15 protein-coding genes are annotated in these 22220 nt (G+C 65.1%); 10 read left to right on the top strand and 5 right to left on the bottom strand.

The genetic code is table 11. The features are described 5' to 3' along the window. Positions 1-75: 75 nt before the first annotated feature. The 5 genes from OPIT5_13360 to OPIT5_13340 all read left to right on the top strand — a co-directional run bounded on the left by OPIT5_13360 (position 76) and on the right by OPIT5_13340 (position 7410). Positions 76-912: a hypothetical protein gene (locus OPIT5_13360; protein ID AHF91045.1), complete on the top strand. Its 837-nt coding sequence runs from the start codon at positions 76-78 to the stop codon at positions 910-912. Positions 913-968: 56 nt separating this feature from the next. After that, the gene (locus OPIT5_13355) at positions 969-1706 is read left to right on the top strand and encodes a hypothetical protein (GenBank protein AHF91044.1); all 738 of its coding nucleotides are present in this window, start codon (positions 969-971) and stop codon (positions 1704-1706) included. 80 nt (positions 1707-1786) lie between these two features. After that, positions 1787-3562, top strand: coding sequence for a hypothetical protein (locus OPIT5_13350; GenBank protein AHF91043.1), 1776 nt, complete (start codon positions 1787-1789; stop codon positions 3560-3562). An 85-nt stretch (positions 3563-3647) separates the two neighbouring features. Then, positions 3648-5153: a sodium:melibiose symporter gene (locus OPIT5_13345; protein ID AHF91042.1), complete on the top strand. Its 1506-nt coding sequence runs from the start codon at positions 3648-3650 to the stop codon at positions 5151-5153. A 34-nt stretch (positions 5154-5187) separates the two neighbouring features. After that, complete coding sequence (locus OPIT5_13340; GenBank protein ID AHF91041.1) at positions 5188-7410, top strand: beta-glucosidase; 2223 nt, start codon at positions 5188-5190, stop codon at positions 7408-7410. 38 nt (positions 7411-7448) lie between these two features. Here OPIT5_13340 and OPIT5_13335 read toward each other — a convergent pair whose 3' ends face one another. Beyond that, positions 7449-9863: a DNA topoisomerase gene (locus OPIT5_13335; GenBank protein AHF91040.1), complete on the bottom strand. Its 2415-nt coding sequence runs from the start codon at positions 9861-9863 to the stop codon at positions 7449-7451. A 234-nt stretch (positions 9864-10097) separates the two neighbouring features. Here OPIT5_13335 and OPIT5_13330 point away from each other — a divergent pair, with 234 nt between their 5' ends. Next, on the top strand, positions 10098-11156 hold the full coding sequence (locus tag OPIT5_13330) for an alkane 1-monooxygenase (protein AHF91039.1): 1059 nt from the start codon (positions 10098-10100) through the stop codon (positions 11154-11156). 12 nt (positions 11157-11168) lie between these two features. On the opposite strand, the gene OPIT5_13325 is transcribed toward OPIT5_13330, so the two are convergent. Then, the gene (locus tag OPIT5_13325) at positions 11169-13265 is read right to left on the bottom strand and encodes a divalent ion tolerance protein CutA (GenBank protein AHF91038.1); all 2097 of its coding nucleotides are present in this window, start codon (positions 13263-13265) and stop codon (positions 11169-11171) included. Positions 13266-13592: 327 nt separating this feature from the next. Between OPIT5_13325 and OPIT5_13320 the strand changes: the two genes are divergently transcribed. Continuing rightward, entirely contained in the window at positions 13593-14822 is a 1230-nt protein-coding gene (locus tag OPIT5_13320) for an aspartate aminotransferase (protein ID AHF91037.1), read from the top strand. Positions 14823-14853: 31 nt separating this feature from the next. On the opposite strand, the gene OPIT5_13315 is transcribed toward OPIT5_13320, so the two are convergent. Together OPIT5_13315 and OPIT5_13310 are read right to left on the bottom strand one after the other, a co-directional pair. Further along, positions 14854-16995: a hypothetical protein gene (locus OPIT5_13315; GenBank protein AHF94367.1), complete on the bottom strand. Its 2142-nt coding sequence runs from the start codon at positions 16993-16995 to the stop codon at positions 14854-14856. Continuing rightward, the gene (locus OPIT5_13310; protein ID AHF94366.1) at positions 16985-18433 is read right to left on the bottom strand and encodes a hypothetical protein; all 1449 of its coding nucleotides are present in this window, start codon (positions 18431-18433) and stop codon (positions 16985-16987) included. Before OPIT5_13310 ends, OPIT5_13315 begins: the two co-directional genes overlap by 11 nt. A 148-nt stretch (positions 18434-18581) precedes the next feature. Between OPIT5_13310 and OPIT5_13305 the strand changes: the two genes are divergently transcribed. Together OPIT5_13305 and OPIT5_13300 are read left to right on the top strand one after the other, a co-directional pair. Further along, the gene (locus OPIT5_13305) at positions 18582-19073 is read left to right on the top strand and encodes a GCN5 family acetyltransferase (protein ID AHF91036.1); all 492 of its coding nucleotides are present in this window, start codon (positions 18582-18584) and stop codon (positions 19071-19073) included. A 325-nt stretch (positions 19074-19398) separates the two neighbouring features. Then, positions 19399-20217, top strand: a complete 819-nt coding sequence (locus OPIT5_13300; protein AHF91035.1) for a methyltransferase — start codon at positions 19399-19401, stop codon at positions 20215-20217. Between the two features lie 90 nt (positions 20218-20307). Here OPIT5_13300 and OPIT5_13295 read toward each other — a convergent pair whose 3' ends face one another. Continuing rightward, complete coding sequence (locus OPIT5_13295) at positions 20308-20634, bottom strand: alkylphosphonate utilization protein (protein ID AHF91034.1); 327 nt, start codon at positions 20632-20634, stop codon at positions 20308-20310. A 200-nt stretch (positions 20635-20834) separates the two neighbouring features. Between OPIT5_13295 and OPIT5_13290 the strand changes: the two genes are divergently transcribed. After that, the gene (locus OPIT5_13290) at positions 20835-22217 is read left to right on the top strand and encodes an MltA-interacting protein MipA (GenBank protein ID AHF91033.1); all 1383 of its coding nucleotides are present in this window, start codon (positions 20835-20837) and stop codon (positions 22215-22217) included. Positions 22218-22220: the final 3 nt, after the last annotated feature.

Genomic DNA, 22220 nt, shown 5'->3' with positions numbered 1-22220 from the left:
GCCATTGTCTATCACTGATAACGCGGTTCCGGTTCCTGCACCCGCAGTCTCCATCACCATCACCCGCCTCTCCCCATGAATAACCACCCGCGCCAATCTGCCCGTCTCCTCCGAGCCAGCCTCGCCGGACTCCTCCTCGCAGCCAGCCCTGCCCTATCATCCCGGCTCGCAGCCGAAATCATTGCCTCGGATTCGTTCTCCTACGGTACCGGCCCCCTTGATAGCGCATCCGGAGGCTCCGGCTGGGCAACCAACTGGACCGCCGACCCCGTCGCCACGACGACCGACTCCGGCGTCACCTTCGGAAACGCGGCTCCGCCGCCCCCCAACAACAATGAGCTCGCCTACCGCACCTTCGCGGCGCAGAGCGGTGACGCCCTCTTCGTCAGCATGACCCTCACCGCGACCGGCCACGCGGGTGATGACTTTTTCGCCCTCTGGCTCGACAATGTCGTGGATGGCGGCACCCACGCCACCTCACGTCTCAATGTCGGCATGTCTTCGGGTAACCTTATCGCCCGGTTGAGCACCACCCGCGTTTCCACCGGTCCCGCCGTCGTCAACGGCACGAGTTATCAACTCGTGGTTGCCTATACCAAGAGCGTATCCGGCAGCGACAAGATGTTCGATACTGTCCAGTGGTGGGTTGACCCGACCGCCACGGACCTCGGTAGTCCGACCGGCACCGTATCGGGCAGCGGTCTGAGCACCTTGCTGACTTCGATCAGCAATGTCGGATTCCGGGGAGCCAGCAACGAGGCAACCGACCAGTATCTCGTGAACAACCTCGTGATCGCCACCACATGGAATGATGTTGTTCCCGCCATACCCGAACCCCGTACCGCCGCCCTCGTCGTCGGCATTGCGGCCCTCGTCTCGCTGGCCACAGTGCGTCTGATACGACGTAGCTAATAAATAACTACCCTGACTCCGCTTTCCCAACGTTACCTCCGCACACACTGTTCCCCATGAACCCGGAAAAATCACCCGCCCGCCCGTCCGGTTTCACGCTTATCGAATTGCTGACCGTCATCGTGATCATCGGCATCCTCGCCGCCATCGTCATACCGACGGTCGGCAAAGTTCGTGAAACCGCCACCGCCGCCAAATGCGCCAGCAACCTCAAACAACTCGCGACCGCCGCCCTGCTGTATGCGGAAGACCACCGCAGGATGCCCTACAACCAACGCTGGCACTTCCTGCCCGCGACACGAGGATCCATTGCCCCCTACCTTTCCATCCAACACACGGACTGGACTCCCGGCCAGCCCTCCGTCATGCGGTGTGATTCCTCGTTCAGACTCCGCGCCCCCGCCGCCGCCGATGAGGCCGGAAAACGCTTTGACCGCACTTTTTCGATGAACCTTCACGCCTCAAGCGGCACAGGCAATCAAGGCGGCCCCGACAACAACGAGCACGGTTTCGACCCCGGCCTCCACACGCCTCCCGGAGCCGTTTTTCCCTCTCCTTCGCGCACGGCGCTCTTCATGGACGGTGCCATCAATCAGGCTCCCAACAGCAATTACAAGCTGACCATCGGCCATGCCGACATTCAGGAATCCTCCACCTCCCAGCCTGTTTACCCGCACGGCAACGCCATCAACGTCGTCTTTGTTGACGGCCACGTGCAACGCATCTCCAGAACCGACATGATCAACAATCACAGCGCCTCCTCCAATTCGATCTTCTGGCGCCATGACCGTTGACCCGTTGCCCTCCTCCAACGCCTCTAGGTTTCCTGGAAAAATATAAAATCCGCTAGTCGGATACACATTGCCCGTTTTCAATGGAAAAAACAAAAAACAGCCATTCTCTCTTCACCGCGCTTCTCCTCGCATCATTCGTCCATTCCGCCCCCGCCGCGCTACCTGCCATCCCCGCCGTTACGCTCGAACGAGCCGATGGCGCGCAGCAAACCCACGCCACCATCCAGGCCGCGCTCGATGCCGCCGCTCCGGGCGACACCGTGAGAATCGCACCCGGCGTTTACCACGAAAACCTTGTATTCAAAAAATCCGGTCTTACCGATGCCCCCATCACCCTCGAAGGCCACGGCCCGCAAACCATCATCGACGGCGCCGACCCTGCATTTCAGCAAATTTCCTCCTCGAATCAACGATGGACGCCCTTCACTGACAAGACCCTCAACCTGACCTGCTATCGCGCCGCGCTTCCCGTCATCGGCATCACCATTCCCGGCGTGAACACCTGGGCCTCCCGCGCCGGCACACCCGGCAATCACGGCTGCGACCGCCTCATCGCCACCTACGCCAGTCTCCAGGGACTCAAGGCCGCCCCGCGTGGCGAAGGCATCTTCCGCGACACGCGACACACCTACATAAAACTCGCCGGTGACCAGGACCCCAATCACACCTCCCTCAGCATCGGACGCGCCCTCGCCGTCATCGACCTCGCCAGCCAGAGCCATATCCGCATCCGCTCGCTCGAAATCCGCAACGGCGGCACCACCGGCATCCGCCTCACCGCCACCGAAAAATCCCTTTCGCACGTCGAGATCAGCAACGTCACCATCCGCAACTGCTGGAATGGCATCGACTCCCAGGGCAAGACCGCGATCGCCTCCCGTATTCTCATCTCACGCGTCCGCATCCTCAACGGCATCCCCGACGAATGGCAATGGCACGGCGGGTACACACACGAAATCGGCACCTACACCCGCGCCCGCCACGAAGGCCCCTGGCAGGGCTCCGGCCTCCGGCTCGAAAACCTGGAGGACAGCGAAATCCATGAATGCCTGATCCTGGGACAGTGGGATGGCATGGCTGTTCGCGGGAACCGCGTCCGCATCCATCACAACACCCTCGGGCACATCATCGACGACGGCATCGAGCTGGAGTCACCCTGGTCCGCAAACATCGAGTTTTTCAACAATCGCATCTATGGCGCATGGACCGGCATCAGCGTCACCACCAACACGCCCGGCCCCATCTACATCTACCGGAACGTGGTCGAAAGCACGCGCTTCCAGACCGCCATGAATCCGGCGACGAAAAACAACGGCTTCGGCATCAAGAGCGGCGTCAACTGGGCCGGGAAGTCCGAAAACATCAAATTTTACCACAACACGTTTTACGCCAACTCCTATAACGTGTGGGAAAAAACCGACGACGCTGCCCCTGACCGCTGGCATGGCTACGACTTCGTCAACAACGTCTTTTTTTCGCACTCGCCTAAGGCCAACATCACATTTCGCGGAGCATCCCGTGAAGACGACGGCGGTGACAACCACTGGGAGGCCAACCTCTACAACATCGACAGACCCGCCGCCGAAAAAGACGCCGTCACCGACACGCAACTGGCCCGGCATTTCACACACCCCGGCCGCGGCGCCGCCAACGCCAGCATCCCTGACGAAAAACGCGACCTGCGCCTGCGTCCCGGCACTCCCGGCAAAGACAGCGGCAGCGATTATCCGGCCCGCCAGGGCTGGCCCGACAGCATCACCACATGGCCCGGCGGCCGCGACCGCGGCGCGTGGGAAGACGGCATGGCCGATGACGACATCGGCGCCCCGTCCGGACTCCTCCGTCTGCCGCTCTGAGCGGATATGCAGGGGATGATTCCGGCCCTCATTCAAAAACGCCGAAACCGCCATTCTGCCCGGTCTCGCCAGGACCCTTCCGCGCATGTCTCTCATTGCCCAAACCGACCGTATCCCGTTTCCGCAAAAAATCGCTTTTGCCGCCGGCGTGAACATGGACTACGTCGCCACCACGTTCATGATCAACACGCTCTGGATGCCGGTCTTCAACATCGGCCTCGGCATGGAGCCGGTTGTGCTTGGCATTATCCTGATGATCCTCCGCGCGTGGGACGCCATCACCGATCCCGTCATGGGCAACATATCGGACAACGCCCGCACCCGCTGGGGCCGGCGCCGTCCGTTCATATTTTTCGGGGCCGTTGCCACGGCATGCATGTATCCACTGTTATGGCACGTTCCCGACTCCCTCGGAGACACTGGCCGCGGTATTTATCTTACAGTCGTCGGACTGGCGTTTTTCACCTGCTTCACATTCTGGTCCATGCCCTACTACGGACTCCAGCTCGAACTCACCCCCAACTACGACGAACGCACCCGCCTCGCCGCCTGGATGGCTCTCTTTGGCAAGCTCTCCACGCTCGCCGGCGGCTGGCTTCTCTCCATCGTCATCCTTCTCGGCACCGTAGCCGCCAACGCTCCCGACGCCCTCGCCAACCGTGGCCCCCTCGCCACCAGAATCCTCACCACGATCCAACCCGTGCTTGCCCGTATCGCCGATCCTGCCACCGACGAAAAACCCATCATTGTCGGCATGCGCATCACCTGCTGGCTCATCGCGCTTTGCATTCTCTGCTTCGGCCTCCTTCCCGCCCTCTTCGTGAAAGAGCGCTACTATAAACCCGAAGCCGCCGCCCAGGCACGCGATCCCTTCTGGCAAAGCATCAGGGAATCCGCCCGCTGTTCTCCCCTCCGGGCGCTCATCTGCATCTCCTTCTTTCTTGTCCTCGGCACCACTTCGATTGCCAGTCTCGGCCAGTATGTGAACTTCTACTACGCCTGCCAGGGCGACCTTGCCCTTGGAGCCACCATCCTCGGATGGAAAGCCACCATCACGGTAACAGCGGGCATTGCCGCCATCCCGTTTTTCACATGGCTCGGCGAGCGCTTCGACAAACGCACCGTCGTCATGGTCATGCTCGGCACCAGCATGACCGGACACCTCCTCAACGGGTTCCTCATGACTCCGGCCAATCCCTACCTGCAAATCATTCCCGGCGTCTTTGAGTCATGCGCCATCTCGGCCATCTGGATATTTCTTCCCTCCATGAAAGCCGACGTCGCGGATTACGATGAACTGCATACCACACGCCGCCGCGAAGGATCGATCAACTCCTTCTACTCATGGTTTATCAAAGTGGCGTTTACGGCCTCCATGGGCATTGGCGGACTCGTCCTGCAACTCTCCGGCTTCAATGCCAGACTCGACGCCCAGCCTGCCGATGTCGTTCATCGTATGTTTGTCGTTTATCTCATCCTCCCGCTCGTCATCTGGAGTATCGCGATGTCAGCGGCCTGCTTTTACCCTCTGACTCGTGCTCGCTCCGCGGTCATCCGCAGCGCACTCGAAACCCGTCGTGGCGCACTGTGAACGCAGCCTCCCTCACCAACCACTTCCGCCAATCATGATCACCGCATCCACCACCGCACCCACCGATACTACCGCCGACGCCGCGCCGATGCCGCCCCCCTTTCGCGACCCCGACCTCGCGCTCGACCACCGCGTGCGCGACCTCGTTTCCCGGCTCACCCTCGCCGAAAAGGTCTCGCAAATGGAGCACGCCGCCGCCGCCATCCCGCGCCTCGGCATCCCTGCCTACAACTACTGGAACGAATGCCTCCACGGCGTCGCCCGCAACGGACGCGCCACCGTCTTCCCCCAAATCATCGGCCTCGCCGCCACGTGGGACACCGATCTCGTTTACCGCGTCGCCACCGCCATCTCCGACGAAGCCCGCGCCAAACACCACGCCGCCCTCGCCCGCCAAGGTTTTGCCCAAACCCAGCAATACCAGGGCCTCACCTTCTGGACCCCCAACATCAACCTCTTCCGTGACCCCCGCTGGGGACGCGGTCAGGAAACCTGGGGCGAAGACCCGCACCTCACCGCCAGGCTCGCCGCCGCCTTCGTTCGCGGCCTCCAGGGCGACACGCCCGACACCCACCTCAAACTCGCCGCCTGCGCCAAGCACTACGCCGTCCACTCCGGTCCCGAAAACGAACGTCACACCTTCAACGCCCGCGTCACCCCGCACGACCTCTGGGACTCCTATCTGCCCGCCTTCGAGCACCTCGTGCGCCACGCCCGTGTCGAATCCGTCATGGGCGCCTACAACCGCACCCTCGACGAACCCTGCTGCGCCAGCCAGTTCCTGCTCCTCGACATCCTGCGCGAACGCTGGGGTTTCGAGGGCCACGTTGTATCCGATTGCTGGGCACTACGCGACATCCACGAGACGCACCGCATCACGACCGACCCCGTCGAATCCGCCGCCCTCGCCCTCACCAAGGGCTGCGACCTCGCCTGCGGCACCACCTTCGAACTTTTGGGCGAAGCCGTTCAACGCGGCCTCATCACCGAGGCCGACATCGACCGCGCCCTCTCCCGCCACCTCCGCGCCCGCTTCAAGCTCGGCATGTTCGACCCCGCCGACGACAACCGCAACCCCTGGTCGAATCCCCCCGCCCCCGAGGCCATCGTTACTTGCGCCGCTCACACCGCGCTCGCCTGTGAAGCCGCCGTCGCCTCCTGCGTTCTTCTTCAAAACCACAACCACATCCTCCCCCTCCGTCCCGACGTCCGAAGCATCTATATTACCGGCCCCCTCGCCGCCACGCAGGATGCCCTCCTCGGCAACTACTACGGACTTCCCCCCCGCGCCATCACCCTCCTCGACGGCCTCGCCGCCGCGCTTCCCGAAGGCATCCGTGCCGACTACCGGCCCGGCGCGCTCCTCTCCACCCCCAAGCAAAACGCCCTCGAATGGGCCGAGTTCGACTGCGCCTCATGCGATGTCACCATCGCCTGCCTCGGTCTCACCGCCCTGCTCGAAGGCGAGGAAGGCGAAGCCATCGCCTCGTCCCTGCACGGCGACCGCGACGACATTTCCCTGCCCCCGCCCCAACGCCTGTTTCTGGAAAGCCTCATCCAACGCGGCGCCCGCGTCATCGTCATCCTCTTTGGCGGCAGCGCCCTTTCGCTCGGCCCGCTCGCCGACAAGGTCGAGGCCATCCTCTGGGCCGGCTACCCCGGACAGGAAGGCGGACGCGCCCTCGCCGACATCCTCCTCGGGCGCGCCTCGCCCTCCGGTCGTCTCCCGATCACCTTTTACGAAAACATCAACGACCTCCCCCCCTACGCCAACTACTCCATGCGCGGCCGCACCCACCGCTGGTTTGACGGCACGCCCGCCTGGCCTTTCGGCTTCGGCCTCACCTACACACGCTTCACCTACTCCGACCTGCGCGTTTCCGATGTGTATTCGCCAGGCAATGATAGCCCCTTGTGCGGCAGTGTTCTTCTCACCAACACCGGCGACCACGAAGCCGCCGAGATCGTGCAAATCTACCTCACCGACTTCGACGCGCCCGGCAACGGCCCCGTACCGCGCGAAAACCTTGCCGATTTTCACCGCGTCACCCTTGCCCCCGGCCAGAGCCGTCGCGTCGAATTCAGCATCCCCCCGGAACATATCCTGTTAGTCGATACGAATGGTCGTCGCACGCGCGCCCCGCTCGCCTTCACCGTGCACGTCGGCGGCTGTTCACCGCATCCCTCTGCCCGGGCACTCGGCGCCGCGATTCCGCAAACCGCACGCGTTTCCAGAATCGCCCGTTGCCCTGCATAATTCATCCGAAGGAGCGCCTGCCCCGCAGCTACACGAAATCAGTACCCGAAGTCGAACTTCACCTCGCCGCCGGTGACCTTGAGTTTCGCATCGAAGGGCTTGCCGGCTTTCGACGTGAAACCGGTCAGCGGGCCGGTGACGCCGGTTTCAAGCAGGCTCTTGACGATGTCCGGCGTGATCTCTTTTTGCGCGATCGTCTTCCAGATCACGAAGCGGCACCCGTTGCGCCAGTTGGAGCAGCCGTATGCTTTTTTGCCGACAACGATGTCGCCGCCGCAGGCCGGACATGGGCCGAGGGTTTCGTCGTCCGCGTTTTTCTTGTCGATCTGCGTGACCACGTCGGGTTGCACGGCGCCTTTTTTGTCGAGGCCGAGATGGGCGATGCGGGGAGCGCCGTCGATCGTCACCGGGTGCGGGCCGAGCGTGCGTTTGTGAATGAGAATCTCGCGGGCGAGCACGGGCGTGATTGTCAGGCCGAGAATCTCGCCGGGCAGGACGAACGTGCAGCCGTCGCGCCACGTCGAGCAGCCGTAGCCGCTGCGGCCGCGGATGACCGGCGCGTGGCAGAGCGGGCACGGACCGAGGTTGGCGAGGTTGACGGTCTGCTCGGCGCGGCCTTGCAGGATCTCGCGCGTGTAAGCCTCGACTTCGCTCATGAACACCTGCGGCTCGTACTCGCCGCGCTCGATCTGCCTGAGGCGGTATTCCCAGTCGCCGGTGAGCTCGGGCGACTTGAGGCGCTCGTCCTGCACGAGCGCGATGAGGGCGCGGCCGGAATCGGTGCTGAGCAGGTTTTTCTTTTTGCGCTCCACGTAGCCGCGCGTGATGAGCACCTCGATGATCGCGGCGCGCGTGGCGGGCGTGCCCACGCCCTTGTCCTTGAGCGCTTCCTTCAGCGCCTCGTCGGTCACGATCTTGCCGGCGGTTTCCATGAGCTGGAGGAGGCTGGCTTCGTTGAAGCGGCGGGGCGCGGAGGTCTTGAATTGCGGGAGGGCCGGCTCGTGCGGGTTGCGCTCGCCTTCCTGGAAGTCGGGCAACGGCTGCGCGGCGTCGGCGGTGTCTCCCTCGGCGGCGTCCTTTTTATCCTTTCCGTCCTTCGCTCCTTTTTTGAGTTTCGCCGCGCCTTCGGTCTCGTCGTCGGCCACCTCGTCGCCGTAGAGCGCCTGCCAGCCGGGATCGACGAGGACGGTGCCGCGCGCGCGAAACGGCTCCTCGTTGGCAACGGCCTCGACTGTCGTGATCGCCTTGATACACGGCGGATAGAAGGCGGCGATGAGGCGCGTGACGACGGCGTCGTATACCTTGGCCTCGTCGCCGGCGAGGTCGCCGCCGAGGACATTGGTCGGGATGATGGCGTGGTGATCGGAGACTTTCTTGTCGTCGATGATGCGTTTTGAAAACGGGAGGGCGTCGAGGTCGAGTTTGCCGATCTCGGCGGGTTTGAGCGCGCGGAGGCGTTCGAGGAGCGGAGCGAGGGTGGGCTGGATGTCGGAACTGAGGTAGCAGCTGTCGGTTCGCGGATAGGTGAGGTGCTTGCTTTCGTAGAGGCTCTGCGCGAGGCGGAGCGTCTGGTCGGCGGTGAAACCGTGGCGGCGGTTCATGTCGCGCTGGAGGCCGGTGAGGTCGTAGAGGAGCGGCGGATGGGTGAGCGCGTTTTTTTTCGTCACGGTCTGCACGACGAGTTCGTGGCCGGTGACGCGATCGACGATGGCCTGCGCCTCGGCCCGGACGGAAAATTTGCCGGCGGTGTGCCTGAAGGTGGCGCCGCGGCACAGGGTGTGCACTTCCCAGAAATCTTCCGGTTTGAAGTGCTCCACCTCGAGGTCGCGGTTGACGATCATCGCGAGGATGGGCGTCTGCACGCGGCCGAGGCTGAGGAGGAGGTTGCGGCGGCCGTACTCGACGGTGAAGAAGCGGGTGGCGTTGATGCCCACGATCCAGTCGGCCTCGCTGCGGCAGCGGGCGGCGTGGTAGAGGCGGTCGAAATCGGAGCCGGGCGCGAGGTTGCTGAACCCTTTCTCGATGGCTTCGTTGGTGAGCGAACTGATCCAGAGGCGGCGGAACGGTTTCTTGAGCTGTTCGCAACCGGTCCAGGTGAGGATGTAGCGGAAGATCAGCTCGCCCTCGCGGCCGGCGTCCGTGGCGCAGACCAGTTCGTCGGCCTCGAGGAAGAGTTTTTTGATCGTTTCGAGCTGGGCGCGGGCGGTGCCGTCGGGGTCGGCGGCGCGGGGGCGGAGCGCGAATTCGGCGGGGATGATGGGCAGGCCGGAGAGCCGCCAGGGTTTCCACTCGGGCTTGTAGTCTTCCGGCTCCTGGAGCTCGACCATGTGGCCGAACGCCCAGGTGACGGTCCAGCCGTTGCCTTCGAGAAAACCCTGGCCGCGGCGGGTGGCGCCGAGGTGTTTCGCGATGTCGCGCGCGACCGAGGGTTTTTCCGCCAGAACGACTTTCATCGGTGATATTACGCAGCAACGCAGGGGCGCACGTCACGTGCGCCCGCGAATGGCGAGGGAAGCTTCATCCTGCAAACGGGCGCACGTGAAGTGCGACCCGACAAAAACGTCTCCGCGTAACATCGGTTTCATAAGCGTCACAGGCAAGGAAGCCGGGCGCGGAAGGTCGATCATGAAGTGCCGGGACGAGGGGCGGTGTTTTGACTCTGCCCGGTTACGGGTCTTCTTGTCGGCATGGAGCCTCATCCGTCTGCGCCGGTTCTTTTTTCCGTACTCGATCTTTCGCCGATCGTGCAGGGCAGCAACGCCGCCCGGGCGTTGCGCAACTCGCTCGATCTGGCCCGCCATGCGGAGCAGTGGGGCTACCACCGTTACTGGGTGGCGGAGCACCACAACATCCCCGGCGTGGCGAGCGCGGCGACGTCGGTGGTCATCGGCTACATCGCGGGCGGCACGTCGCACATCCGCGTGGGCGCGGGCGGCATCATGCTGCCCAACCACGCGCCGCTGGTGATCGCCGAACAGTTTGGCACGCTCGAATCGCTTTATCCGGGGCGCATCGACCTGGCGCTGGGGCGGGCGCCGGGCGGCGACCAGCGCACGGCCCGCGCGTTGCGGCGCGGCCTCGGGAGCAGCGGCGACACGTTCCCGCAGGATTTTGCCGAGTTGCAGGGCTATTTCCGCCCGTCCGTGGCGGGGCAGCCGGTGCGGGCGATCCCGGGCGAGGGGTTGCCGGTGCCGCTGCATATCCTCGGGTCGAGCGACTTCGGGGCGCGGATGGCGGCGGCCACGGGACTGCCGTTCGCCTTCGCCTCGCATTTCGCGCCCGATTACCTGCACGTGGCGCTGGAGCTTTATCGCGAAACGTTCCGCCCGTCGCCCGCGCACGCGCGGCCGCATGCGATGATGGGCGTCAACGTGATCGCGGCCGAAACCGACGAGGAGGCGCGCCGGCTGTTCACGTCGTTGCAGCAGCAGTTTCTCAACCTCGTGCGCGGACACCCCGGCGAGATCCCGCCGCCGGTGGAGCGGATCGACGACCTGTGGAACGAGGTCGAGGCCGCGCATGCCGGCCGGATGCTGCGCTACGCGGTCGTCGGCTCGCCGGCCACGGTGCGGCGCGGGCTGGAAGCGATCATCGCGGAAACAGGCGTGGACGAGATCATCGTGACCGGGACGATCTTCGATCACGGGGCGCGCCTGCGCTCATTCGAAATCGCGGCGGAGGCGCTGCGCGGGATGCAGGGCCGGCGCGCGGCGATCGCCGGCAGACCGGCACAGGAACGCGGGTGACGGGCGCACCCGCTACGGCCGGCGCGCCGGACCGGAGGCGACCGCGGCAGCGGGTTCCGGCCCGGCTTCGGTGTCCTCGGTGGCGGCAGCCTGCATTTCCGGGAACCAGGCGGAGGCGGCGTAGCCTTTGCCGAACATCATGTCGTACTGAAACTGGCGATACGCGCCGAGCAGCGGGTCGACCTCCTTCTGCTGCCACGCAGCACCGGCCGACGCAGCGCCGTCCGGGCCGACGAGGAGGTTGCGGTCGACCACGCGGTAACGCTCCCGCACGGCGCCGAGAAATCCGGTGTACCACGGGTGGCTGATGCCGGCGGTGCGCAGCACCTGGAGCGGCAGCAGCGCCGGGCTGATCGTGCCGACATCGGCGACCGGCCCCGTGCGGTTGGACCAGATGACGAGCGGCGTCTCGTGCTGGACCGTCATCTTGTCGGGCGCTTCGTTGCGGCTGGCAACCAGGCCGGGCATGAAGCCGGTGCTGATGTAAACCGGACCGAGCGGCGGCAGGTGGTCGCCGAAGAAGGCGATGATCGTCTCGCGCTTGCGCCCGCGCGCCCACTCGACGAGCCGGGCGAGCCCGCGGTCGCCGTCGGCCGTGCCCTCCGCATAGCTGGCGATGGATTCGCGGGTTTCCTCGTCGGCCGACGTCTCGACCCGGATCGCGTTGTCGGGATAGCGGTGCGGTTCGTAGGGACCGTGGTTTTGCAGGGTGACGGCGAAAAAGAAAAACGGTTCCGCGGCCTTGTCGGCCCGGCGGATGATTTCTTCGGTGAGCGCGGCGTCGGAGACGAGCGGGCCGCGTTTTTCGAGCGCAGGGGCGGGCAGCGTCTCCTCGGAGAGAAATTCGTCGAACCCGAACGCGGAGTAAACCGCCTTGCGGTTCCAGAACCATTCGCTGTTGGGATGAAGGGCGCAGGTGGCGTAGCCCTTCTCTTTCAGGAAACGGGCGAGCGACGGCACGGGGCGGCGGATGTACTGCTGATACGGGATGCTGCCGTAGGGAAGAAACGCGTTGGAGAAACCGGTGAGCGCCTCGAACTCGACATTGGACGTCATGCCGCCGAATTCGGGCGAGAAGACATGGCCCGAAAGCAGCGAGCGCACGGTCGGCACCGGATCGGGCTCCAGGGTCACGCCCGGCAGGCGGGTGGAATCCCAGAACGACTCGTTCATCACGATGATGATATCGGGCGGTTCGGCGGGGACGGTGGCCGGGGTGGCAACGGCGGAGACCGGAACCGCGGAGGAGGCCGCGGCGGCGGGCGGGGGTTGCCCGTACCCGGCGGTCGCGCTGTCCGCGGATTCGGGGGAAGAGGGGGCGGGGCCGCTGCCGGAGGTGAGCGCGTGGATCGTCTCCTCCGAATAGCCGGCGGGCGCCGAAAGTTTGGCCATCGGGAGGTTGAGGGCAAAGGCGAGGGTGAAGCCGTTGTGCGAGTAGTTCTCCTTCTGGTTCCACATCATCGGGGAAATCCTGAAGCGGTCGCGCACCCAGGAATAGCTGGAGTAATCCATGAGAAGGCCGAGCAGGCCGAGAACGGGCAGGGCGATGACCAGACGCACCGCGCGGTGACGCATCGGCAGCACCGGGAAACGCCGCCGCCAGAAAACCCAGGCAAGGACCACAAACACGATGGCGCCGGCCAGCCCGAGAGCGGCGGCGATGACGGTGCCCGGCCGGTCGCGGGCGAGAAGCGGCATCAGGTCAAGGACCTGCCGCACGTAGAGAAAATCGGTCGGATAAAGCGGATCGCCCAGATAGAGGGTTTTCTGGTGGCACAACCAGGCGGCCAGCAACATCAGCGGCGCGATCACGAGCAGCGCGTGGTGCGCCCGGCCCAGCAAGGCGTCGAGCCCGACCAGCAACAACGTGAAAAACAGGATGGTTGTCCACCACGGGTACCAGGTGGACATGAAGAACGGCAGCGTCTGGCGAAAGGACCCGCGGGCAACCACTTCGACAACAAACACCAGCAAGGCGGCGACGACCACGGTCACCAGCAGCGAGGAGGCGAACGGGAGCGACCGCCCCAGCCGGGGGAAGCCGGAGAGAGGGGCATCGTCATCTTGCTTCAACGGGATGAATTGCAGGAGGTTTCTTATTTTTATCATCATCCGTACCGATTTTCTTTTTCGCGAACGTGTTCCGATAGCGCGGCCTGTCGAGGATGCCTGAAAGAAATGTTACGATCAGGTTACGGAAAGGTAAAGCCCCGCCAGACACGGAGGTGCGGAAAACCGTCCTTTCTGCCTTTCCGTGCTTCCTTGATTGAAAAACGGTTTTGGGCTCGACCTGCCTGCGGCCGGAAGAGATTCCCCGATTTCCGGTTTGCGGGCGGCGGGGCGCGGGATTTTTGTCGCACCTTTACTTCATACCAATACGGCCAGCGCCGTTCATCCACCGTTTACCGCTCCCGCCGTTCCCGCCACTTCCGATCCATGATCCGCATCAACGAAAACTACCTGAAACTCAAGGCCTCCTACCTGTTCGCCGACATCGCCCGCCGCGTGACGGCCTACACCGCGGCGCATCCCGACAAGCCGGTGATCCGGCTCGGCATCGGCGACGTCACCGAACCCTTGCCGCCCGCGTGCGTGGAGGCGTTTCACGCCGGCGTGGACGAGATGGCGAAGCGCGAGACCTTCAAGGGCTACGGTCCCGAGCAGGGCTACGCCTTCCTGCGCGAGGCCATCGCCGCCGGCGACTACGCGGCGCGCGGCTGCGACATCGCGGCCGACGAGATTTTTGTCTCCGACGGCGCCAAGTGCGATTGCGGCAACATCCAGGAGATCTTCGCCACCGAAGGCCTCATCCTCGCCATCCCCGACCCCGTGTATCCGGTTTATGTGGACACCAACGTGATGGCCGGCCGCACCGGCGCGAACACCGACGGACGCTACGCCGGCATCACCTACCTGGAAAGCACGCCGGCCAACGGCTACGTGCCGGCGGTGCCCGCGGCCGCGGCCGACCTGATCTACCTGTGTTTCCCCAACAACCCGACCGGCGCCGTCGCCACGCGCGCGCAACTCGCGGCCTGGGTGGCCTACGCGAAGGCGAACAAGGCGATCATCCTCTTCGACAGCGCCTACGAGGCGTTCATCCGCGATCCGGAGATCCCGCACTCGATCTACGAAATCCCCGGCGCGCGCGAGGTGGCGATCGAGTTCCGCAGCTTTTCCAAGACCGCCGGCTTCACCGGCACGCGCTGCGCGTACACGGTGGTGCCGAAGTCGCTCGTCGCCTGGGACGCCGCGGGCAACACGCATTCGCTGCACGCGCTCTGGAACCGCCGCCACACGACGAAGTTCAACGGCGTGTCGTATCCGGTGCAGAAAGCCGCCGCCGCGGTTTACACGGCCGAAGGCCAGCGCCAGGTGAAAGCGACGACGGATTATTATCTGGCCAACGCCGCGCTCATCCGCGAGGCCGTGCAAAAGCTAGGCTTCTCCTGCGTGGGCGGCGACAACGCGCCCTACATCTGGATCAACACCGGCCGCGATTCGTGGGAGTTTTTCGATCTGTTGCTGGAGAAGGCGCAGGTCGTCTGCACGCCCGGAGCCGGCTTCGGCAAGTGCGGCGAGGGGCACGTGCGCATCAGCGCGTTCAACTCGCGCGAGAACGTCGAAAAAGCGCTCGCTCGCATCGCCGCGGCGCTGGCGGGATAAGGCATGAAACGCGGTCGCCCCGCGCGTCGCGCTACGGAAACCAACGCTTCTCCGTAGCCGCGCGGCCGGCGGGTGTATTGCCGCAACGGATGACGAGCGCCTGGTAAAAGCGGTTGGCCGCTGACGGATCGCGCCAGCGGAGCCACCCGCCCGCCGTCGTGAGGATTTCGGCGGTGCGCTCGTCGTCGTTGGGCAGAAGCGACGCCGCCCACCACGCGAGGTCGGCTGCCCGGTAACGGTAACTGAAGCGCTTCGTCGGCATCTTGCGGTTTCTGTCCTCCGTCTGCTCGCGTTCCGCCGCCGGCGGTGCGAGGGGGCCGTGGAGCGCGAGTCGGCCGGCGACGGTGTTCTGTTGCCAGTAATTGCCGCCCCAGATGGCATAATCCGGCTCCAGTTCGGTGCCGATCAGCTCCATACCGTGTTCGCGGATGATCCGGGCCGCCCGCCAGAATGCGTCAGCCCGTTCCGTCGCGGACAGGGATATATCGAAGCCGGCGCGCACTTGCGCGATGTAGCCCGCGTAGAGTTCGCGTGTATCCGCCGAAAAATACCGCATCGCCTCCTCCGGTTTGTTTTCACGCGCCAGCCGGCGCGCAAGCAGCGCCCGCAGTGCCTGCGGGGGATTGTCCACGGGGCGCTCCGAAAGCATCGACCGGCGCGGCGTCCAGTACCAGTCCCCGTAGCCGGTTACCGGCAAGGGCGGGCGGAGGTACCCGTCCACAAATGCGCGCAACTCGTCCAGCGGCAGCACACGCTCGGCCACATAGGCCGCATCCGCCCAGTGGCCGCCATCCATCCACGCCCTCAGCGATCCGCTGGCGTCGCCGAGCGACAGACGCACGCGCCCCAGCTCCGCCAGCACCTGCTCGCGGTACGGTGCGGCCAAGGTGGCATCCGCGGCGGCAAGTTGCAGGTGTGAGGCCGCTTCGGCCAGCCTGCCCTCGCGCAGCGCCAGCTTGGCGCGGATCCAGCGCACCTCCGGTTCGTCCGGTCGGGCCATTTCCAGCCACGTGCGCGCCCGCTCCGTGTCGCCGCCTTCGTAGGCCAGCCATGCGAGTCGTGACGCCTCGGCCATGTCGCGCGCACCCGCCCGGGCGAGGGCATCCGCCCAGCGGTGCAGTTTTTCGACGCGTTGCGACGAGGCGTCATAATCGTAGCTGCTGTGAAAACGTGAGAGAAACCAGAGCGTCACCACCTGTCGCGCGCGCCGGTCGGCCGCCACGGCGTCGAGTGTCTCCGGCGGGGCGTCCGCCACCCGGGCCACCACCTGCTGCAACGACGCCAGCGCCGTGCCGTCGCCCGTCGCGTACTGGTCGAGGTAACAGCCGAGAGCCTGCGCAAAATCGCCCGCCCGCAGGGCCAGCCTCCCGCGCGTGCCGGCGGCGGAGCCGCGCAGATCGAGCGCGTCAGAGAAACCTTCGGCAGCAAGCCGTTCTGTTTCGAGAAAACGCCGGTTCGCTTCCTCTGCGGCCGCCGATGCCTCCGCGCCTTCCGGCATCCGTTCCAGCGCGACGCGTCCGAGCATGTACGCGGCCCATACCGCACGATGACGCCGCTCGCCTGCGGGCAACTCCAGCAACGCCCGCCAGCGGTCCGCCGCCTTGTCCACGTCTCCGGCATGCCAGGCTTCGGCCCCGCGCAGGTAGAGGGCGAATTCGGCCGGCAGCTTTGCCGGCCATTCCGGCCACGGGGGAAGTTGCGGAGCGGCCTTCCCGTCTGTCGGGCCTTCGGTATCTGTATTTTTGTTACGAGACGTTTCCTGTTCCTTCCCGAGCCGGGCGGCGTACGCGCGCAGGATTTTTTCCGCATCGGCCGGCCCCGTGCCGGCTGCGGACAAGGCTGCCTGCAACTCCTCGCGCACGGAGCGGGGCAGGATGTTGTCGATTTCCCTCCGGTGTCCGTCGCTTTCCTCCGCGGATTCCTCTTCATCTTCCGGATTCGATCCGTTTCCGGAGGAGCGGACGACGATCTTGCCCGACGGCGAGATTCGTTCGATTTCGACGCCGAAAAAACCTTCCGGCGCGTTCACGAAGACGGAATCCGGCGCTGCCAGATATGTGTTGGGAAAAAACGGTCCGCAGGCGCTGGCCTGACCCGCGCCGGCAAGCGCAAGGGTGGCGATCGCCAGCCATGCGACCGTTTCGGGCGGACGCGGTTTCGCGTTACGGAGCATCGACAATATAGAGCTTGAGAAGAGGTCGGGTATTCGGGTCCTGTTCATGAGAAAGGGAGTTGTGCCGTCCGTGCGGGGCTGATGAAAATCGCAGCCAGCCGAGTTTGCGCTGCCGGCCCGGCTCGAGGGAGGCTTCGGGCGGCAGGCGCCAGCCGCTCAGCACGCCGGAAACTTCACCGGCCTGCGCTTCCCAGCGATAGCCGCCGAGCCCGTCCGCGCCGGCGATGGTAAGGGAATCCGGCGTTGCCGGATTTCCGGACAATGTCACGCGCACAGCGCGGGGGAGGAGTTCGGCCCTCTCGCCGGTGTTGAGGAGGATGATTTCCGCGAGGCCGTCGTTTCCCGAGCCGCCGTCGGCCTCCGGCCAGCGGGCGACCGCCTCCAGGCCGCGCCGCGGGGAGCGCCCTGCCAGCACGGCGGCGAATGTCGGAGGGCTCCAGTTGAGCCGGTCGCCCGTCACAGGCAGGCGAAACCACACCACGCCGGTGCAGGACGGCGGCGCGTTGTTCGCCAGCGAGCGCGCCACATCGCTCATCTGTTCCGGGTCGGCCCCCGTCACGCGCACCTGCGTCCCTGCCGGCCACGACGGACGGTCTCCTTCCGCCGCGAGCGCGAAAAACTTTCCCTGTGCATCGAAGGCGAGCAGATAGCCGTAGGTCGGCAATGCCACGCGAAACGTCCGTCCCGCCGCCGCCGCGATTTTCCCCGCCCGCGCCACGTGTCCGGCGACCTTTGACGGATCGCACAGCTCCGGCAAAGCATCCGGCGACGACGGCTTGTCGAGCGAATGGACCTGGAGCACGAAGCCGTCGGAGACGCGGGCCAGCTCCGCAAACTCCTCTTCGTGCCGCAACCAGGCGGGCAGCGCGGTGAACACCAAGGGCACGCGGCGCATCCCCGTTCCGGGCTCCGCCGGCGCATGGCGTGCATCGCTGTCGAGCGCGCCGCGCAGCGCTTCCAGCCATTCGCGGTAACCCGCCAGCCGCGACTCCGCGCAATCGAAATCGATCTGGAGCTCCGCCGGCTCCAGCCCGACTGCCCGCGCTGTCGCCAGCAGCGAACGCGCCCGCGCGGCGAGCAGGCGCGCGGTGGCATCGTCGCGTTGCATTTTCCCCGAAAACGCGCCCACGCGCAGCACGAGCCCGACAGGCTTGCTGGTTTCCGCCAGCCGGGCGTAGTCGACGGCGACCGGCGCCCATTGCCCGGCGCCAGCCGGTCCGGCAGGCCATGCCACCTCCGCGGCCAGCACATGAAACGCATCGACGAGCGGAGCAGACCGGCGCAGGGCTTCCGCCACGGCGGGGGCGGTTTGCAGGCGTTGCCACACATACACCTCCTGCGTCCACGCGGCCGCCTGTTGTCCGCACGCGGCGAGCGTTGCGATGCACAGGGCAACGCCGCGAAGCAGGTGGACGGAGAGAGTGAAGGGAGAGCGCATGGATCCGGAAAACATTACCGGCGTCCGATCATCGCCGGCGACGGTGAAACGAGTGTGAAATCACGATGAAATTCGTGAGAAAAAGCGAGGCGGGCGGGCGGCAATGGCCTCGCCATTGCCGTAATCCCGTCCACAACGTTTGCCCGTCATGACAGCCCAAGCCCTGCAAACGAGAATCGCCACCGCGGCCGACGAGGCGGAGGTGCTGGCGATGATGCGCGCGTTTTACGCGGAGGACCGGATCGACTTCGTGGAGGATCGCGCCCGCCGGGCTTTCCGCCTGATCGTGGCCGACGACGCCTGCGGCGCGATCCTGCTCTTCGTCGATCCCGCCGCGCAGGCGCCTGCTCCCGGCGGCGCCTCCGGCACGACAGCCGGCTACGCCGTGGTCACGCTCGGCTTCAGCCTGGAGTTTGGCGGACCGTTCGCGTTGCTCGACGAACTTTACCTGTGCGACGCGGCGCGCGGTCGCGGCTGGGGACGGTGCGCGCTCGATCTGACAAAAACCTGGGCGCGGCAACGCGGCGTGCTCGCGCTGCGTCTGGAAGTCCACCACCACAACCCGCGCGCCAAATCCATCTACACGAAAGCCGGTTTCCGCGACGATCACCGCGACATGCTGACAGTGTGGCTGGAGTGAAGGCGGAAAGGTCGCCGGAGTTGGAAATTGGAAGTTGGAAATTTGAAGTTCGTCTTCGGCCAGGTCCCCCCCCTCCCCCCCGGCTCTCCTCGTTTCCCGCTGCCAACGTCCAATTTCAAACGGGAGTTTCCAAAAATTGACCGCGAAGGACGCCAAGGATGCGAAGAACTCAAAAACAAGGCTCCTTTGGTGATACAAAATTATTTGATTCGGAAAAAAATACGCCATTTCCACATTTTTCTGCTTCTTCGTGTCCTTCGCGTCCTTCGCGGTAAAAGATGTTTTTTTCAGAACCTTCCTTCAAACTACCGGACTTCAATCCACCATGCCCTCCGCCACCGATTCCACCCGCCGCTTCACCGATCGCGTGGCCAACTACGTGCGCTATCGCCCGGCCTACCCGGCGGCGCTGCTCGAAACCCTGCGCGAACGCGCGCGGCTGACGCCCGCCAGCGTCGTGGCCGATGTCGGTTCGGGCACCGGCATCCTTGCAGCCTTGCTCCTGCCGCTAGTCAGGCGTGTGTACGCGGTGGAGCCCAACGACGCCATGCGCGCAGCGGCCGAAGCGTGGCTGGGCAGCGGACACGGGGCAGGCAATGCCGCCGGCACCGCCAACGGTACGCGCGGCGCAGGCGAGTTCGTGAGCGTCGCAGCGACGGCCGAGGCCACGACCTTGCCGGAAGCATCGGTCGATCTGGTGACGGCGGGGCAAGCGTTCCACTGGTTCGACCACGCGGCGGCACGGCGCGAGTTTGCACGCATCCTCAGGCCGGGAGGCCACGTCGCCCTCGTCTGGAACGAACGCGAGACGGACACCACGCCTTTCCTGCGCAGCTACGAAGCACTCCTGCAACAACACGCCCGCGACTATGGCCGGGTGAAACACACCAACGTCGACGAGACGGCCATCGCAGCGTTTTTCGCACCGGAACGACATGAATGCATCGAGACGGCCAACGAACAGCGCTTCGACCTCGACGGACTCGTCGGGCGTTCCCTGTCGTCGTCCTATGCGCCTAACCCCGGGCAGCCGGGGCACGAGGCATTTGTGGCCGCTCTCCGCAACCTCTTCGCGGCCCATGCGGAGGCGGACGGCCGCGTGAGCTTCCGTTACCGGACACGGCTCTACTTCGGCAGGCTGTGAGGGACGGCGCCGCCGGGCGAACACTCCCGGGGCGGGAAAGAACAGGCGTCGGAACATCGAACCCGGAGCACCCCGGGCGACCGGCGCCGCTCAGGCTTTTTTGACGAAGCAGGCCTTGAGGGCCATCGGGCTGCCGTCGATCTTGCAATCGATCTCGTGGTCGCCGTCGACGAGGCGGATGTTTTTGGCTTTCGTGCCCTGCTTCAGGACCTGGGAGGAACCGCGCAGCTTCAGGTCCTTGATCAGAACGACGCTGTCGCCATCGGCCAGCGGCGTGCCGTGGGCGTCCTTGACCACGCGGGCGGCCTCGGCCGGCGCGTCCTTCGGCCACTCGTGACCGCACGTGGCGCATTCGTAGTGGTCGGCGTGTTCGAGAACGTCATCGAGTGTGCAGGCCGGACAGGAGAGAGAAGACATGGCGGGAACGGTGTGGTGAAGGATGCGTGAAAAGGAAAAGAGCCGAACGTGAAGGATCGCGGCGAGCCTGACAATCCCTCTGTCTTCCGCGAAGCAGCAGGACGGGCCGGGCGAGGGTTGAGGGGCTGAGGCGTCTGGCTGAAACCGCAAGCCGGAACCCGGGTTTGACCGGAGCCGGCCGATTTCTCACAAGATTTTCGATGGAGAAGAATTCTGGAAAAACGCGCCGGCTTGGCGGCCTCCTTGGTTGCGCCGGTCTGGCGCTTTCGGCGACAGCCGCGTCCGGGGCCGGCGAACCGGCGGAAACCTCGCCCGCCGCCGCAGCCGTTCCCGTGGTCGAGACGACCCGGCCCGCGCGCGAATGGGGTGTGGCCATGGGCCTGCGCTACGCCGACGTGCCTTTCGTGGCCGATGACGAGACCGTCGCCGATATCGTCCCGCTGTTCTTCTACGAAGGTGAACGCATTTTCCTCCGCGGCCTGGAAGGCGGCATCCGGCTGTGGTCCGAGGAAAAGGTCGATCTCAACTTCATCGCCCGTTACCGGTTCTTCGACATCCCGAAAGAATACCAGAACGAGCTCCGCAGCGACGCGCTCGACATGGGGGCGCAGCTCTCGTTCCAGCTGCGGCCGGACTGGTGGCTGGACACGGAAATCCTGAGCGATGTGGATGGCCATGTGCAGGGCATCGCCCGGTTGCGGACGCGGATCGAGTGGCCGGGCTGGCGATTTCAGCCGGAGCTGGAACTGCGGGCGAAGACGTCGTCGTTCAACAGCAACTATTACGGCATGGACGAATTTGACGTGGATGCGGGCATCGACATGCGCGTGCGGCTGAAGATGCGCCGTCATCTCTACAGCAACCTTTACCTGATCGGCTCCGTCGAGGCGTCGATGCTCGACCACCCGGCCCGGTCCAGCCCGGTGGTGGACGAGCGGTTCGAATGGGAGGCGTTTCTCGGCGTGGGCTTTTTCAGTCTTCCGGAAATGTCCGGAAACAATGCTCCGGCCTCGGCTTCGGCCCTCTCGATCCGCCCGTACTGGCGGCTGGCGCAGGGTTTCGGCACCGATGCCACGATCGGGGAAGCGATGACGGGCAAGGTCGCCGAAGGGGACAAGACGATCATGATGACCTCGCTCTTTTACGGGCACCCGCTGGCGGAGGAATTCATGGGCCTGCCGGTCGAGGTGTATCTGACGCCGGGCATCGTGCACCACTACGCGTCGTCCGCACAAGACGCCGCCACCGAATACGTGCTCGCCGTGAAATTTTACTACACGTTTCCCCTGCCCTGGCGGATACGCTTCGGCTTTGCCGAGGGCATGTCGTACACCGACTCGATCACCTGGTACGAGGAAACCAGCCTGCACAGGAAAGGCTACCGGACGAGCAACCTGCTCAACTACCTGGATTTCTCGCTCGACCTGAATATCGGCGACGTGGTCCGGAAAAAAGCGCTCAAGGACTGGTGGCTGGGCGTGGGCATCCACCACCGGTCGGGCATTTTCGAGACGTCGTCGATGTTTGGCCGCATCAAGGGCGGCAGCAATTTCACCAACATCTACGTCCAGTGGTCGCCCTGAGCG

It is taken from the genome of Opitutaceae bacterium TAV5, assembly GCA_000242935.3.
Taxonomy (GTDB): domain Bacteria; phylum Verrucomicrobiota; class Verrucomicrobiia; order Opitutales; family Opitutaceae; genus Geminisphaera.
This window is presented reverse-complemented; position numbering and strand designations above follow the sequence as displayed.